We start from the raw sequence: 14,842 nt of genomic DNA on the forward strand, positions 1-14,842 counted from the left end.
GAGTTAGAATGAGAAAAATTATCGTTGTTCCACATGAAAACCATTGGAGTGAAAAATTTCAAATGGAGGCTGAAAGATTAAAAACAGCGATGCCAGAAACGGTGAAAATTCATCATATTGGAAGTACGTCAGTGCCCGGACTGGCAGCTAAACCTATTATTGATATGATCATGGAAGTAGAAAATATCGAAAGAGTAGATGGGTGGAATGAACGATTTATAGAGCTTGGTTACATCGTAAAAGGGGAAAATGGTATTTCAAGACGCCGATATTTTATTCATGGAACTGAAGAAAAACGTTCGTATCATTTACACGTGTTTGAAAAAGGAAATCCAGAGATTGTAAGGCATTTAGCGTTTCGTGATTATATGATGGCTCATTGTGAAGAAGCAGAGGCATATGCAACCTTAAAGAGAGAATTAGCCGAAAAGTATACATATGATGGCACGTTATATACGGAAGGGAAAAATGAGTTTGTGCGCAATGTGGATGAAAAAGCGAAAGAATGGAGAGAAAATAACTTAAATGAATGAGTTCACGTTATTTTTTAGCTATATAAAAGTGTTATGTAAACTGTACGTATGTTTTGACTTTTGGGATGAATCTTGTTGAAATAAAGTTGTGGCTTATAAAAAATGTAACAATGAAAGGGAGACGACTGTGCATATTCCAACAACTACACTTCATAATGGCGTGAAAATGCCGATGATTGGTCTAGGCGTATATAAAGCGAAAGAAGGAGACGAAGTAAAGCAAGCAGTAAAAACAGCGTTAGAAGTTGGATACCGTTCGATTGATACAGCAACTGTATATGAAAATGAAAGCGGTGTCGGAGAGGCGATACGTGAATCAGGAATTCCAAGAGAAGATATATTTATAACAACAAAAGTATGGAACGACGATCAAGGATATGAGGAGACACTCGAGGCGTTTGAAAAGAGTTTGAAAAAATTACAAATGGACTATGTAGATTTATATTTAATACATTGGCCGGTAAGAGGGAAGTATGTTGATACGTACCGAGCTTTGGAGAAATTGTATGAAGAAGGTAAAGTGCGCGCGATTGGTGTTTCTAATTTTCATAAACATCATTTAGAACTATTATTACCAAATTGCAAAGTGAAGCCGATGGTAAACCAAGTGGAATTTCATCCGATGTTGACGCAATTTGAGTTGCGCAATTATTGTCAAGATGAGCAAATTCAAATGGAAGCATGGAGTCCGTTAATGAGGGGCGGAGAAGTATTCCAGCATCCAATCATTCAGGCTATTGCTAACAAATATGAAAAAACACCTGCACAAGTTATATTAAGGTGGGATATTCAAATCGGAATTGTTACAATTCCTAAATCTGTTACACCATCTCGTATTGAAGAAAACTTTACTATTTTTGATTTTGCACTAACTGAAGAAGAGATACGTCAAATTAACACGTTGAATCGTGATTTACATGTAGGAACGAATCCTGATAAATATGATACGTTATAAAAAAGACTGTCTCCTAATACTGGAGACAGTCTTCTGTTTATCGGTAATTCGATATTTTTAACGATGCAAAGCATATGTGTCATATTTAACAATCTTTTGAAGTTGTATATATTCTTCTTTCGTTAAAGGTAACTGTTGGCTAGCTCGTATATTTTCCTGTAATTGTTGAAGCGAGCTTGCACCAGGTATAACAGCTGCAACAGTCTTATTATGTAAGCAATATTGAATAGCTGTTCCTGTTAAAGAGCGTTCTCCAATCGTTTCTTTTACACTCGCTAGAGTTGTATGTAATTCATCGTAAGAATAAGAGAGATAATCCTTTTCCTTTACTCTTTCTATTTTTATTGCATTGTTGTCAGTTAAAATTCCTTTTGCAAGTGGCCCGCGGGCAATGACGCTAATTTGGTGTTCATTCAGAAGGGGAAACCATTCTTCTGGACGACGATTTAAAAGGCTATATTCCATTAGTACACTAACGATGTTTGAGCGTTTTGCATACTCACGAACGACATTTGGGCGTATAGAAGAAATACCATAATGGCGAATAATACCTTCCTTTTTCAATTCTTCAAAAGCTTCAATTGTTTCATCTATTGGATCTTCAATCGTTCCCCCATGAAGTTGGTAAAGATCAATATAATCAGTTTGAAGTCTACGTAAACTTTCCTTTACTTCAGTTTTTATGTAAGCTTTAGAAGGATCCCAAGACCAGCCATTTTTTTCTTCTGTCCAACGATTTCCAACTTTCGTTGTAAGAACAATTTGGTCTCTTCTTCCCTTCAAGGCTTTTCCAACAAATTCTTCATTTAATCCGTAATCATATAAATCTGCTGTATCAAAAAAATTAATTCCTAAATCGATTGCTTCATCGATAATATGCATAGCTTCTGTTTCAGATGTACCGAGAGACATACAGCCAAGGCCCATTTCTGTAACAAACAAATCTGAGTTTCCTAATTGACGTTTTTTCATAGGTCAACCTCCTTACCTTTATTGTACGAGAGGGAAAAGAGGTTGACAAACGTTTACTTTTCGTTTCGCATTAACTGCCCGTAAAAGCATGATTAATGTTTCACTTTATTTGCTGTAATCCACTCTTGTACAGTTGCATACTCTTTGCTATATTGCTTTAGCTTATGGCGAATTTGCCATGCTTTTCCGACTAAAGTGACGCGATTTGGTAAAATATAAACTTTCATTTCTATCACGCTCCTTTCAATGTGGTAAAATGTATGAGGAAAGAATAGGAAATAGAACAGGGAGATGAAGTAGTATGAGTAATCTTGCAGAGAGAACAGTAAAAACTGAGCCGATTTTTGATGGTAGAGTTATAAAAGTTCGTGTTGATGATGTAGTATTACCAAATGGAGCAATGAGTAAACGTGAAATTGTAAATCACCCTGGTGCAGTTGCTATTATTGCTATTACTGATGAGGGGAAAATTGTGCTTGTTGAGCAGTATCGTAAAGCGCTTGAAAAGGCGATTATAGAAATTCCGGCTGGTAAGTTAGAACCTGGTGAAAAACCTGAGGTAACAGCAGTTCGTGAATTAGAAGAGGAAACAGGATATGTATGTGAAAATATGGAGCTCATTACTTCTTTCTATACATCTCCAGGATTCGCAGATGAAATTTTATATGTATATAAAGCGACAGGTTTGACAAAAAAAGAAAATAAAGCTGAGTTAGATGAAGATGAGTTTGTGGAATTAATGGAAGTATCGTTAGAAGAAGCGATTACTCTTATGAAAGATCTTCGTATTCATGATGCGAAGACGATGTTTGCAGTACAATATTTACAACTACAAAAATAAACACTCGCCAAAGGCGAGTGTTTTTTAATTGATTTTTGCATATACACGTGCATCACGTAAGCTACCATCTGGTGCTAGGAAATCATTTTCCATTGTACCTTCTAGAATGAATTCTAGACGTTCTGCTAAGCTACATGCATTTATATTTGTTGCATCAGTACGAATTTCAATTCTTCTAGCGCCTAGTTTATCAAAGGCGAACTGAATTGCACCTTTAACAGCTTCGGTCATATAGCCTTGTTTTGTATAGGCACTATGTAGCCAGAAGTGAAGTGAAAACTTTGGAATATCCCAGTTTTCAGGCTGTAGTGTAATTGCTCCGATGAATGTACCAGATACTTTATCGTATAAGTGAAAATCAAGTGTTTCACGAAGTAAAAACTGTCCGTGAGCTTCGCGAACAATTTCTTCAGCACTCTCTTCTGTTTCAGCGTTAATTGGTATCCACGGTACTAAGTCTTCTAGAGAAGCTTGGATTGCTTCATATACTTCTGCACCATCACCTGGAAATGGTTTACGAACTTGCAAGCGTTCAGTTTGAAATAATGTTGGAAAATCTAATAATAATGGTTTCAAGAGAAATCCCTCCTATTCTCTACTTTTTAGTTTAGCAAAGTAGAGCGGAATTTCAATGTTAATTCGTCATACTTTTTTCTTTCTTTCATACATTTTTAATAAGAGTGTGAACGGAGGGAAGGAAAATGTGGCGAAAAAATTGGCAAGACCGTGTAATGTCTCACATACAGGAAAACTCTTCATTATATATATTTAACGCCGTTTTATTATTGATGGGAGTAATATTCGGAGCTATTCTGGTGAATAGTTTACAAATCAATCAAAAACAAGATTTATCATTTTATTTACAACGTTTTTTTGGACAAGTCTCTAAAGGAGAATTTGCCATTGCGGGCGAAATGTTTCGAGAAAGTTACTTTTCGCAATTAAAATACATCGGATTTATTTGGATTTTAGGGATTTCAATTATTGGATTACCACTTATTTTTATTTTATTATTTGTAAAAGGAGTTGTCGTTGGATTTACAGTTGGTTTTTTAGTAAGTCAGCATGGATGGAATGGATTATTATTAGCATTTGTATCCGTTTTGCCACAAAATTTAATTATCATTCCAGTCTTTCTCGTTATGACAACTATTGCTGCAAGTTTTTCTTTACGGATGATTAGGCATCAATTTATTAGAAAAATAACCGAGCCACTATTACCATTATTAATCCGTTATACATGCTTCTTTCTCGTAATTGGAGTGGTGTTAGCACTTGCTTCTAGTGTGGAGGCTTACGCATCACCAGTTTTAATGAAAGAAGTCGTTGAGGCTATTAATAAAAAATAAATACTTTTTGAGAATAATTATCAATTTGTTTTTATTGTTTTTTTCTTTTGACAGAAGCCCTTCTTCTGATATAATGGTGTAAGAGTGGCGAGGAGGGAGTAGTACCGAATGGAAGAAAGAATTGAACGAATTAAGAAGCAATTACATGCAGCGAGCTACAAATTAACACCGCAACGTGAAGCAACAGTTCGTGTGCTGCTAGAAAATGAAGAAGATCATTTAAGCGCAGAAGATGTTTACCTCCTTGTAAAAGAAAAGTCGCCAGAGATCGGATTAGCAACCGTCTATCGAACTTTAGAACTATTATCTGAGTTAAAAGTTGTCGATAAGATTAACTTCGGAGACGGTGTTTCACGCTATGACTTACGCCAAGAAGGTGCGCAGCGTTTCCACCATCATTTGATTTGTACACAATGTGGTGCTGTACAAGAAATACAAGAAGATTTACTTGGTGAAGTGGAAAGGAAAGTAGAACGAGACTGGAGCTTTAAGGTGAAAGATCATCGTTTAACATTCCATGGGATTTGTAAAAATTGTCAAGAAAATGAAACGGATGAAAAATAACCTTTTCCTATTTATCTAGGAAGAGGTTTTTTATTTGAATAAGGTATAAATTGGTGAAAGCTTGGCATATGTTGTAATAACTTATATTTTGGAGGAATTTACAATGCGCCGAGCTTTAAAATTAACTTTTGATGGAATAAAAGTATTTTTATTATTTACAAGTTGTACGATTTTGTTTTATTTCGCTATACTATGGATAAATGAAGAATATGAAAGCTATCATCGTTATGAAAAACCTAAAGAAGAGACTGTAGAAAAAGTATCAGGGAATGAAGAACCGGCAAAGGATGCTTTCGTAAATAGAATGATGTTTTTCTATGAAAATGGGGAGTAGTGTAGAGTGGAAGATCAATTAAAAGATTTTATTCATTATATGGTTGTCGAAAAAGGATTAGCAAAGAATACAGTAGTATCTTATGAACGGGATTTAAAAAGCTACGTAAAGTATTTGCAAAATGTGGAACAGACGAAAACTTTTCATGAAGTGACCCGTTTACACATTGTTAATTTTTTGCAGTATTTAAAAGAGAACGGAAAATCTTCGAAAACATTGGCGCGTCATATCGCATCAATTCGTTCGTTCCACCAATTTTTACTTCGTGAACGAGCGGTAGAACACGACCCATCCGTACATATTGAAACGCCACAAGGGGAACGGAAATTACCAAAAGTATTATCAGTTGATGAAGTAGAGGCGTTACTTCAAACACCAAAAATGACAAGTGCTTTTGGGATTCGTGATAAGGCGATGCTAGAGTTACTGTATGCGACAGGACTTCGTGTTTCAGAATTGATTGCACTCAATTTAGAAGATGTACATTTAACGATGGGATTTGTTCGTTGCATAGGGAAAGGGAATAAAGAAAGAATTATTCCACTAGGAAGTTTAGCAACGGAAGCGATTCAAAAGTATATTGAAAAAGGAAGAAGAGAATTAATGGGGAAAAAAGTAGTAGATGCACTCTTTTTAAACCATCATGGTAATCGTTTATCAAGACAAGGATTTTGGAAAATATTAAAACGATTAGCGAAAGAAGCAAATATTGAAAAAGAGCTTACACCTCATACGTTGCGTCACTCGTTTGCTACGCACTTATTAGAAAATGGAGCAGATTTACGTGCTGTACAAGAAATGCTTGGACATGCAGATATTTCAACGACTCAAATCTATACGCACGTTTCAAAAACTAGATTAAAAGATGTATATAAACAGTTTCATCCGAGAGCATAGTTACTATGCTCTTTTTTTCATAGATTAAGAGGGGAAGACCGCTTCACAGAAACTTCACAAACATTTCGTATATTGTTTTCAGCAGAAGACTGGAATATTACAATGTATTTCCTCTATACTAAATAGAGTATAAAGGAGGAAATGATGATGAAAAAACTGATTATAACTTTATTTATCGCGATGCTAGCGTTGGCTGGCTGTAATACAAACAAAGAAGAACCGAAAAAAGAAAAGAAACTTGAAAGTGTAAACGTAGCAATTCAAACGAATCCGAAAGAAATTAAACCTGGTGAAAAAACAGAAGTACAAGCACTTGTTACACAAGGAAAAGAAAGAGTAACCGATGCCGATGATGTAAAGTTTGAAATTTGGAAAGATGGCGACGAGAAGCACGAGATGTTAGATGGTAAGCATAAAGGAAAAGGTGTTTATGCAGTAGAGAAAACATTTGAAACTGACGGAGTATATCATATTATTCCTCATACAAATGCACGTGATATGCACGTTATGCCAGAACATAAAGTTGCTGTAGGAAATGCGAAAGTAGAAGATGCAAAAAAAGAAAATAGTGACCACAGTGCAGGACATGGAGATCATAAAAGTGACACAATGATCCATCTTATGGCTGGAGACATAAAGGCAAATGCTGAATCTACAATGAAAGTTCATTTAAAGCAAAAAGAAGAAGCATTAACTGGTGCTGAAGTACAACTAGAGATTTGGAAAGATGGTGTTGAAAAACACGAATTTATTCCAGCGAAAGAAGGGAATAAAGGAGAGTATGAAACGAAACATACTTTCAAAGAGAACGGTGCTTACAAAGTGAAAGTACATGTAAGAAAAGGCGAATTGCATGAACATAAAGAAGAAACAATAGAAGTAAAATAAAAAGTAGCTCTTTAGAGCTACTTTTTATTTTTAATATGAAGAAATAAATCATAAAAAAATTAGCACTTCGTTGCAGAATGGATTACAATAGAAGTGTGAAGAAAATGAGAAATTCTACGAAAATGTATTAAAAAGAAAGCGTAAACATGTTATGATATCAGTATCAGATGTCTGACATCTGACTTAGAAAAAACTAGAAATGTTTTTGAATCGTTTCAAGTAAACGAAATAGGTTAGAAAATGATTTAAAGAAGTACTGTTTGACAATGAGAATTCTTTTTGATAACAGTTTCACTTTATAGCGTTTTGAACATACTACAAGAAGTAGAACTGAACTTATAGGAGGGCGCAGTTATGAATAAATATAAACGTATATTCCTAGTCGTAATGGACTCTGTGGGAATCGGTGAAGCACCAGATGCTGAGCAATTTGGTGATTTAGGATCTGACACAATTGGTCACATTGCTGAACATATGAATGGGTTACAAATGCCTAACATGGTGAAATTAGGTCTTGGTAACATTCGAGAAATGAAAGGTATCTCTAAAGTAGAGAAACCACTTGGATATTACACAAAAATGCAAGAGAAATCTACTGGTAAAGATACAATGACAGGTCACTGGGAAATCATGGGCCTTTACATTGATACACCATTCCAAGTGTTCCCGGAAGGATTCCCGAAAGAATTACTTGATGAATTAGAAGAAAAAACAGGCCGTAAAATTATCGGTAATAAGCCAGCTTCTGGAACTGAGATTCTTGATGAACTTGGTCAAGAGCAAATGGAAACAGGCTCTTTAATCGTTTATACTTCTGCTGATAGCGTATTGCAAATTGCAGCACACGAAGAAGTAGTGCCACTTGATGAGTTATATAAAATCTGTAAAATTGCACGTGAATTAACATTAGATGAGAAATACATGGTAGGTCGTGTTATTGCTCGTCCATTCGTTGGTGAACCTGGAAACTTTACACGTACACCAAACCGTCATGACTATGCATTAAAACCATTCGGCCGTACAGTAATGAATGAATTAAAAGATAGTGACTACGATGTAATTGCTATCGGTAAAATCTCTGATATTTATGATGGTGAAGGGGTAACTGAATCACTTCGTACGAAGTCTAACATGGATGGAATGGATAAGCTTGTAGATACATTAAATATGGACTTTACAGGTCTTAGCTTCTTAAACTTAGTTGACTTTGATGCATTATTCGGCCATCGCCGTGATCCACAAGGATACGGAGAAGCTCTGCAAGAATATGATGCACGTCTTCCAGAAGTATTCGCAAAACTAAAAGAAGATGATCTATTATTAATTACAGCAGACCACGGTAATGATCCAATTCACCCTGGTACTGACCATACACGTGAATATGTACCATTATTGGCATATAGCCCAAGCATGAAAGAAGGCGGACAAGAATTACCACTTCGTCAAACATTTGCTGATATTGGTGCAACAGTAGCAGAAAACTTCGGTGTGAAAATGCCAGAATACGGAACAAGCTTCTTAAACGAGCTAAAGAAATAGGGGGATAAACAAATGAATCGTGAACTTATTACAAAATCAGCTTCATACTTAAAAGAGAAATTTCAAGAGACACCACAAGTAGGACTAATCCTTGGATCAGGACTAGGTGTATTAGCAGACGAAATTGAGAACGCAGTAACAGTACCTTACAGTGAAATCCCTGAATTCCCAGTATCAACTGTAGAAGGCCATGCAGGTCAACTAGTATTTGGTACACTTCAAGGTGTAACAGTAGTAGCAATGCAAGGACGTTTCCACTTCTATGAAGGATACGACATGCAAAAAGTAACATTCCCAGTTCGTGTTATGAAAGAACTAGGTGTAGAAACAGTTGTTGTAACAAACGCAGCTGGTGGTGTAAATACATCATTTGAGCCAGGCGATCTTATGTTAATTTCAGACCACATTAACTTCATGGGTACGAATCCATTAATCGGACCAAATGATTCTGAAATGGGCGTACGTTTCCCTGATATGTCTACGTCATATACGGTAGAACTTCGCGAAATGGCGAAACAAGTTGCAGCAGACTTAAATATTAAAGTACAAGAAGGTGTATACGTAGGAATGACAGGTCCTGTATATGAAACACCTGCTGAAATTCGTATGCTTCGTACACTTGGCGGAGATGCAGTTGGTATGTCAACAGTACCTGAAGTAATTGTAGCGCGTCATGCTGGTATGAAAGTGTTAGGTATTTCTTGTATTTCAAATATGGCAGCTGGTATTTTAGATCAACCACTTCACCACGATGAAGTAATTGAAACGACAGAACGTGTTAAAGCTAACTTCTTAGCATTAGTAAAAGCAATCGTAAAACAAATGAAGGGGTGACTTCACAATGAGAATGGTGGACCTAATTGCAAAAAAACGTGACGGACATGCATTAACGACAGAAGAAATTAACTTTATTGTTGAAGGATATACGAATGGTGATATTCCTGATTATCAAGTAAGTTCACTTGCAATGGCAATTTTCTTCCAAGATATGAACGATCAAGAGCGTGCCGATTTAACGATGGCAATGGTAAATAGCGGTGATACAATCGACTTATCAGCTATTGAAGGTGTAAAAGTAGATAAGCATTCAACAGGTGGTGTTGGTGATACAACGACACTTGTATTAGGTCCATTAGTAGCCGCTTTAGATGTACCAGTAGCGAAAATGTCTGGACGCGGTTTAGGACATACTGGTGGTACAATTGATAAATTAGAAGCAGTTCCAGGATTCCATGTGGAAATTGAAAACGATGAATTCATGCGTCTTGTAAATGAAAACAAAATCGCTGTTATCGGTCAAAGTGGTAACTTAACACCTGCTGATAAAAAGCTATATGCACTTCGTGATGTGACAGCAACAGTAAACTCAATTCCGCTTATTGCAAGTTCGATTATGAGTAAAAAAATTGCTGCTGGTGCAGATGCAATTGTTCTTGATGTAAAAACTGGAGCAGGTGCATTTATGAAAACGGATGAAGATGCAAAACGTTTAGCAGAAGCAATGGTACGTATCGGTAATAACGTTGGTCGTAACACGATGGCAGTTATTTCTGATATGAGTCAACCACTCGGTGAAGCTATCGGTAACGCATTAGAAGTTCAAGAAGCAATTGATACATTACAAGGTAAAGGGCCGAAAGATTTAGAAGAGCTATGTTTAACACTTGGAAGTCAAATGGTGTACCTTGCTGGACAAGCTTCATCTTTAGAAGATGCACGTGAAAAGCTAATTGAAGTAATGAACAACGGAAAAGCGCTAGAATCATTTAAAACGTTCTTATCAGCGCAAGGCGGCGACGCATCTGTTGTTGATGACCCTTCTAAATTGCCACAAGCACAATTTAAAATTGAAGTGGAAGCGAAAGAAGACGGATATGTATCAGAAATCGTTGCAGACGAAATCGGAACAGCAGCAATGCTTTTAGGAGCAGGACGTGCAACGAAAGAGTCTGAAATTGATTTAGCAGTTGGTCTAATGCTGCGCAAAAAAGTAGGCGATAGAGTGCAGCAAGGTGAATCTCTCGTTACAATTTACGCAAACCGCGAAAATGTTGAAGATGTAAAAGCGAAAATTTATGAGAACATGAAGATCTCTAAAGAACACGTAGATGCACCAACTTTAGTACACGGTATCGTAACGAAGTAATAAAAAAAAGCTGAGGAGATTTCTCCTTGGCTTTTTTTACTATTTTTTGTTTATAATAATAATGGGTGAAATTATGATTAGAATTTGTGCAGTAACAAAAACAGATGAAGTATTATATGATGTTTCTCTAGAAGAAACAAAGAAAGACCATATTGTATGGTATTGGCTAGATTTATATAAGCCAACGAAAGAAGAGTATACATATATTCTGCAAGACCATTTTAAGTTCCATCCCCTTGCAATTGAAGACTGTATAGAATATGTACAGAGGCCAAAAGTTGATTTTTATGATGGATATAACTTTTTAGTACTTCACGCATTTGGGGAAGATGGACTAGAACCGCACGAAATCGATTTATTTATTAGTGATCGTTATATTGTTTCTTTCCACTTTTCTCATAACAATGCAATCGAAAGAGTATGGAAAACACTTGGAGAAAAGAAGCGTATTAAAAATAGTCCTTTACACGTAGCTCATACAATTATCGACCAAATTGTAGATGACTATTTTGCGCCTGTATATTACATTGAGGATCATTTAAATGCAATTGATGATAATTTAACGGGGGAGACAGCAGGAAGTGTATTAGAAGAGGTATTTGATATACGTACAGATTTATCAAAGCTAAGGCGTACAATCATTCCGATGCGTGATTTATTATATCGTATTTTAAATTCGACTCGTTTTTACGGTATAAGCGATCATGAAATTTACTTTAAAGATATACATGATCATTTGCTTAAACTAACAGAAATGATTGAGGCAAGCCGAGAGTTAACAGCAGATATTCGGGATAGTTATTTTTCATTAAACTCACATCATATGAATAACATTATGAAAACATTAACTGTATTCTCGACTATTTTCATGCCATTAACATTTATTGCGGGAGTATATGGAATGAACTTTACGCATATGCCAGAGCTTGGTGGACAATATAGTTATTTTATTTGTCTACTTATTATGGCACTAATTGGCGGCGGAATGATGGCCTGGTTTTATAAAAAAGGATGGTTTAAGTAAAAAAACACCGAGGATTTCCTCGGTGTTTTTTTTAACCAATAGCATGTAATACAAACATAGCTAAAAATAAGCATGTAATGATATACATAGATGGTGCGACTTCTTTACGCTTTCCAAGAGCAACTTTTAAGATAGGGTAAGCAATAAATCCGAACGCAATGCCATCAGCGATACTATATGTGAGCGGGATCATAACGATAATTAAGAATGCTGGAAATCCTTCTGAAAAGTCATTCAGAGGAATTTGTTGAATGCTTGTAATCATCAGACCGCCAATAATAATTAAGATTGGTGCAATGGCACTATCAGGAATTAATTTGACAAATGGAAGAGCAAACAGTGATGCAAAGAATAGCAACCCAGTAACGATAGACGTCAGACCTGTCTTACCACCTGCAGTAATACCTGCGGCACTTTCTACTGTTGAAACGGTAGGACTTGTGCCAAATAGACCACATGTTATTGCTGAAATTGCATTGGCTTGGTAAGCACGTGGGAATTTACGATCATCTTCTAATAAACCGTGCAGAAGTCCCATGTTCTCAAAGATAAGCACCATGCTTAAAGAGAATGTTGCAATCCAAAATGGTAAGGAAGAAAGTTTCCCAAATGACATAGCTCCAAACACATCACCGTAATTAGCGAATGAGAATGAACTACTTCCCACTTGACTCGTATCCACAAGACCAAATAGCCAGGCGATACCAGTTCCTATTGCAATCGTCCATAAAAAGTTTCCACGTACGTTACGAATAAATAATACAAGTGCAATGATAAGAGTAAGTAATGTCGCAAGAACGACAGGATTACTTAATTTCCCCATTGCCACAGCAGTATTTGGGTTCGAAACGACTAAACCACCTTTTTGCAATCCGATAAACGCTAAAAATAATCCGATGCCGACAGTAATCGCTTCCTTTAATGACTTTGGAATTGATACTGATAGCACGCGAGCGATTGGTGTAAAAGCGGCAATTGCAAAAATAATACCAGAGATAAAGACAGCAGCCAATGCTTCTTGCCAAGTTAGTCCAAGCGTATGCACAGCTGTGTACGTGAAGAATGCATTTACACCCATACCCGGGACAAGAATAGCAGGTGCATTTGCCCAAAATGCCATGAGTAGACATCCGACAAATGAACTAAAAACAGTTGCTAAAATTCCAGCTTCAAGAGGAATGCCAGCATCTGATAAGATTGACGCATTTACAATCATAATATATACGATTGTGAAAAATGACGTAACTCCAGCTAATACTTCTTGTTTTGGTGATGTTTCGTGTAAACCTAATTTAAATGTTCTTTCAAGTATTCCTTTCATGTTAAACCTTCTTTTTCATATCCCTCTCCCACCCGTGATATCTCTTATGTAAGAGCTCACCGTTCTTTATTATATCAGAACATCATGTTTTTACAACAAGTAAAATGATAACGTTTACTTGTAAAGAGAATTCGTTATAAATACGTAAAAATAGCCCGTATGGATGAAATGATTTCTAATTCACCCGATTGAATGGGAGGGGCTGCTTGCGCATGTAAAGTAGCATAAGACGTAACCTCCCGTGGTAATTGGGCAGATTCTTCAACGAATGAGAGGGGAACAGGATTAATATTTAAATTATATGTACTCGCAATAGCACGAGCTTTTTCTACTGCTTGGTGCAGAGCTTGAATGAGAGCTTGCTCATAATATTTATTTGGATGAGATACTCGGAAACGTAAACCTTTTGCTACATTTGCGCCATTTGAAACGGCTATATCATATACTTCCCCAGCTTTTTGTACATTTAAAACGGTAATTTCATACAAATGCTCCACGCGGTATCCTTGTAGCAATGCTTTATCATTTACATATTCGTATTGAGGAGTAATTGTATAAGAAATCGTTTCTATATCTTTATCGGCAATACCAAGCTGTTTAAGTGCATCCAGCAATTGTTTGGATTGCACTGCATTTTCTTCTTGAGCCTGTTTTACATTTTTATCATCTGTTCGAATGCCAAGCGTTAATATAACAACATTCGGTTTTGCTTTGACAACGCCTTCGCCTTGTACAGTAATAGTAGCTTCTTTACCAGTATTAGCTGTGCGTACGTTGTGTAAATAAGGATTCATTCCACCCTGCATTTTCCATCACCATCCTTTTTATATGTATATGTGTGAACAAAAAAGAAATTTATATGAAAAAAGTTACATAAATGAGAATGTTGAGGAAAGAAAGCATGTACAACATAGGTATTTATAGATTATAATATGTGTAAATATGATAAAAAAGGGACGAGGCTATTGAACGAAAAAAGAGAAACGCTGATTTTAGATTTATCTGCATCATTTCGAAAAATGATACGTTTATTACAAAATGATATTAATACACGTTTTGCAGAACATATGCCATATAATGAATTTTCTGTATTACGTGCGTTATTTTTAAAGAGTCCACAGATGGCTTCGCAAATTGCGAGTGAAGTAAACGTAACCTCCAGTCATATTACAGCTGTTACAGATCGTCTCGTACGAAAAGGATTAGTAGAAAGAAAACGTTCTAATTCAGATCGTCGAATCGTGTATTTAGAAATTACAGAGCACGGAAGAGAAGTAACTGAAAAACTTGAAGCTGTGCGTAAAGAATATTATAAAGAGAGATTTAAAGGTTGGAGCGACCAAGAAATAGAAATGGTCTTAGAACTATTTGGCCGCGTATTATAATAAATGAGGATAGGAAGCGAAAGCATTCCTATCCTTTTTCTTTTGAATAAAAATATTTTGAAACTCCGATACTTTAATTAAAAGATCGGAGGAA

Annotated in this window: 18 protein-coding genes; 13 read left to right on the forward strand and 5 right to left on the reverse strand. The window is 36.1% G+C overall.

All coding sequences use genetic code 11. From position 1 onward, the window contains the following. Nucleotides 1-8: 8 nt before the first annotated feature. Nucleotides 9-533 carry a GrpB family protein gene (locus QCI79_RS30590; RefSeq protein ID WP_001226445.1) on the forward strand — a complete coding sequence of 175 codons (525 nt, stop codon included), beginning with the start codon at nucleotides 9-11 and terminating at the stop codon, nucleotides 531-533. A 127-nt stretch (nucleotides 534-660) separates the two neighbouring features. Beyond that, nucleotides 661-1,488 (forward strand): aldo/keto reductase, encoded by an 828-nt coding sequence (locus tag QCI79_RS30595; protein ID WP_021727646.1) that lies wholly within the window; start codon nucleotides 661-663, stop codon nucleotides 1,486-1,488. Between the two features lie 57 nt (nucleotides 1,489-1,545). On the opposite strand, the gene QCI79_RS30600 is transcribed toward QCI79_RS30595, so the two are convergent. Both QCI79_RS30600 and mciZ read right to left on the reverse strand, forming a co-directional pair. Next, nucleotides 1,546-2,460, reverse strand: coding sequence for an aldo/keto reductase (locus QCI79_RS30600; RefSeq protein ID WP_000747211.1), 915 nt, complete (start codon nucleotides 2,458-2,460; stop codon nucleotides 1,546-1,548). Between the two features lie 92 nt (nucleotides 2,461-2,552). Next, complete coding sequence (gene mciZ / locus QCI79_RS30605; RefSeq protein ID WP_000870301.1) at nucleotides 2,553-2,687, reverse strand: Z-ring formation inhibitor MciZ; 135 nt, start codon at nucleotides 2,685-2,687, stop codon at nucleotides 2,553-2,555. A gap of 74 nt (nucleotides 2,688-2,761) precedes the next feature. Between mciZ and QCI79_RS30610 the strand changes: the two genes are divergently transcribed. After that, nucleotides 2,762-3,301: an NUDIX hydrolase gene (locus QCI79_RS30610; RefSeq protein WP_000067041.1), complete on the forward strand. Its 540-nt coding sequence runs from the start codon at nucleotides 2,762-2,764 to the stop codon at nucleotides 3,299-3,301. 24 nt (nucleotides 3,302-3,325) lie between these two features. Here the strand turns inward: QCI79_RS30610 and QCI79_RS30615 are convergent, their stop codons facing one another. Next, complete coding sequence (locus QCI79_RS30615; protein ID WP_000803483.1) at nucleotides 3,326-3,877, reverse strand: GNAT family N-acetyltransferase; 552 nt, start codon at nucleotides 3,875-3,877, stop codon at nucleotides 3,326-3,328. Nucleotides 3,878-4,032: 155 nt separating this feature from the next. On the opposite strand from QCI79_RS30615, the gene spoIIM reads away from it, so the two are divergent. The 9 genes from spoIIM (at nucleotide 4,033) to corA (ending at nucleotide 12,042) form a co-directional block, all read left to right on the forward strand. Then, nucleotides 4,033-4,650, forward strand: a complete 618-nt coding sequence (gene spoIIM, locus QCI79_RS30620) for a stage II sporulation protein M (RefSeq protein WP_013142149.1) — start codon at nucleotides 4,033-4,035, stop codon at nucleotides 4,648-4,650. 108 nt (nucleotides 4,651-4,758) lie between these two features. Next, the gene (fur, locus tag QCI79_RS30625; protein ID WP_000392657.1) at nucleotides 4,759-5,214 is read left to right on the forward strand and encodes a ferric iron uptake transcriptional regulator; all 456 of its coding nucleotides are present in this window, start codon (nucleotides 4,759-4,761) and stop codon (nucleotides 5,212-5,214) included. A gap of 103 nt (nucleotides 5,215-5,317) precedes the next feature. Next, the gene (locus QCI79_RS30630) at nucleotides 5,318-5,548 is read left to right on the forward strand and encodes a YqzK family protein (protein ID WP_001250432.1); all 231 of its coding nucleotides are present in this window, start codon (nucleotides 5,318-5,320) and stop codon (nucleotides 5,546-5,548) included. A gap of 6 nt (nucleotides 5,549-5,554) precedes the next feature. Continuing rightward, nucleotides 5,555-6,445: a site-specific tyrosine recombinase XerD gene (gene xerD, locus QCI79_RS30635; protein ID WP_000390088.1), complete on the forward strand. Its 891-nt coding sequence runs from the start codon at nucleotides 5,555-5,557 to the stop codon at nucleotides 6,443-6,445. Between the two features lie 144 nt (nucleotides 6,446-6,589). After that, nucleotides 6,590-7,333, forward strand: a complete 744-nt coding sequence (locus tag QCI79_RS30640; protein WP_002101286.1) for a FixH family protein — start codon at nucleotides 6,590-6,592, stop codon at nucleotides 7,331-7,333. A gap of 354 nt (nucleotides 7,334-7,687) precedes the next feature. After that, nucleotides 7,688-8,872 carry a phosphopentomutase gene (deoB, locus tag QCI79_RS30645; protein ID WP_001046079.1) on the forward strand — a complete coding sequence of 395 codons (1,185 nt, stop codon included), beginning with the start codon at nucleotides 7,688-7,690 and terminating at the stop codon, nucleotides 8,870-8,872. A gap of 12 nt (nucleotides 8,873-8,884) precedes the next feature. Next, a complete protein-coding gene (locus tag QCI79_RS30650) occupies nucleotides 8,885-9,706 on the forward strand; it encodes a purine-nucleoside phosphorylase (protein WP_001078446.1) in 822 nt (273 codons plus the stop codon). 7 nt (nucleotides 9,707-9,713) lie between these two features. Beyond that, nucleotides 9,714-11,018 carry a pyrimidine-nucleoside phosphorylase gene (locus QCI79_RS30655; protein WP_001243066.1) on the forward strand — a complete coding sequence of 435 codons (1,305 nt, stop codon included), beginning with the start codon at nucleotides 9,714-9,716 and terminating at the stop codon, nucleotides 11,016-11,018. A 61-nt stretch (nucleotides 11,019-11,079) separates the two neighbouring features. Then, the gene (gene corA / locus QCI79_RS30660) at nucleotides 11,080-12,042 is read left to right on the forward strand and encodes a magnesium/cobalt transporter CorA (protein ID WP_002005674.1); all 963 of its coding nucleotides are present in this window, start codon (nucleotides 11,080-11,082) and stop codon (nucleotides 12,040-12,042) included. A 31-nt stretch (nucleotides 12,043-12,073) separates the two neighbouring features. Here corA and QCI79_RS30665 read toward each other — a convergent pair whose 3' ends face one another. Both QCI79_RS30665 and QCI79_RS30670 read right to left on the reverse strand, forming a co-directional pair. Further along, nucleotides 12,074-13,363 (reverse strand): NCS2 family permease, encoded by a 1,290-nt coding sequence (locus QCI79_RS30665; protein WP_000676241.1) that lies wholly within the window; start codon nucleotides 13,361-13,363, stop codon nucleotides 12,074-12,076. Between the two features lie 134 nt (nucleotides 13,364-13,497). Then, complete coding sequence (locus QCI79_RS30670) at nucleotides 13,498-14,169, reverse strand: SIMPL domain-containing protein (protein WP_001161448.1); 672 nt, start codon at nucleotides 14,167-14,169, stop codon at nucleotides 13,498-13,500. Between the two features lie 159 nt (nucleotides 14,170-14,328). Here QCI79_RS30670 and QCI79_RS30675 point away from each other — a divergent pair, with 159 nt between their 5' ends. After that, nucleotides 14,329-14,748: a MarR family winged helix-turn-helix transcriptional regulator gene (locus tag QCI79_RS30675; RefSeq protein WP_001003305.1), complete on the forward strand. Its 420-nt coding sequence runs from the start codon at nucleotides 14,329-14,331 to the stop codon at nucleotides 14,746-14,748. Nucleotides 14,749-14,842 lie beyond the last annotated feature (94 nt).

The organism is Bacillus cereus group sp. MG1, assembly GCF_040460035.1.
Classification (GTDB): Bacteria; Bacillota; Bacilli; order Bacillales; family Bacillaceae_G; genus Bacillus_A; species Bacillus_A cereus.

What these genes read in the sequence shown, in the direction of transcription:
- mciZ (WP_000870301.1), bottom strand. Translation starts at nt 2,687, where the DNA reads ATGAAAGTTTATATTTTACCAAATCGCGTCACTTTAGTCGGAAAAGCA.
- QCI79_RS30655 (WP_001243066.1), top strand. Translation starts at nt 9,714, where the DNA reads ATGAGAATGGTGGACCTAATTGCAAAAAAACGTGACGGACATGCATTA.
- QCI79_RS30600 (WP_000747211.1), bottom strand. Translation starts at nt 2,460, where the DNA reads ATGAAAAAACGTCAATTAGGAAACTCAGATTTGTTTGTTACAGAAATG.
- deoB (WP_001046079.1), top strand. Translation starts at nt 7,688, where the DNA reads ATGAATAAATATAAACGTATATTCCTAGTCGTAATGGACTCTGTGGGA.
- QCI79_RS30640 (WP_002101286.1), top strand. Translation starts at nt 6,590, where the DNA reads ATGATGAAAAAACTGATTATAACTTTATTTATCGCGATGCTAGCGTTG.
- QCI79_RS30665 (WP_000676241.1), bottom strand. Translation starts at nt 13,363, where the DNA reads ATGAAAGGAATACTTGAAAGAACATTTAAATTAGGTTTACACGAAACA.
- corA (WP_002005674.1), top strand. Translation starts at nt 11,080, where the DNA reads ATGGGTGAAATTATGATTAGAATTTGTGCAGTAACAAAAACAGATGAA.
- QCI79_RS30630 (WP_001250432.1), top strand. Translation starts at nt 5,318, where the DNA reads ATGCGCCGAGCTTTAAAATTAACTTTTGATGGAATAAAAGTATTTTTA.
- QCI79_RS30610 (WP_000067041.1), top strand. Translation starts at nt 2,762, where the DNA reads ATGAGTAATCTTGCAGAGAGAACAGTAAAAACTGAGCCGATTTTTGAT.
- QCI79_RS30670 (WP_001161448.1), bottom strand. Translation starts at nt 14,169, where the DNA reads ATGCAGGGTGGAATGAATCCTTATTTACACAACGTACGCACAGCTAAT.
- spoIIM (WP_013142149.1), top strand. Translation starts at nt 4,033, where the DNA reads ATGTCTCACATACAGGAAAACTCTTCATTATATATATTTAACGCCGTT.
- QCI79_RS30650 (WP_001078446.1), top strand. Translation starts at nt 8,885, where the DNA reads ATGAATCGTGAACTTATTACAAAATCAGCTTCATACTTAAAAGAGAAA.
- QCI79_RS30590 (WP_001226445.1), top strand. Translation starts at nt 9, where the DNA reads ATGAGAAAAATTATCGTTGTTCCACATGAAAACCATTGGAGTGAAAAA.
- fur (WP_000392657.1), top strand. Translation starts at nt 4,759, where the DNA reads ATGGAAGAAAGAATTGAACGAATTAAGAAGCAATTACATGCAGCGAGC.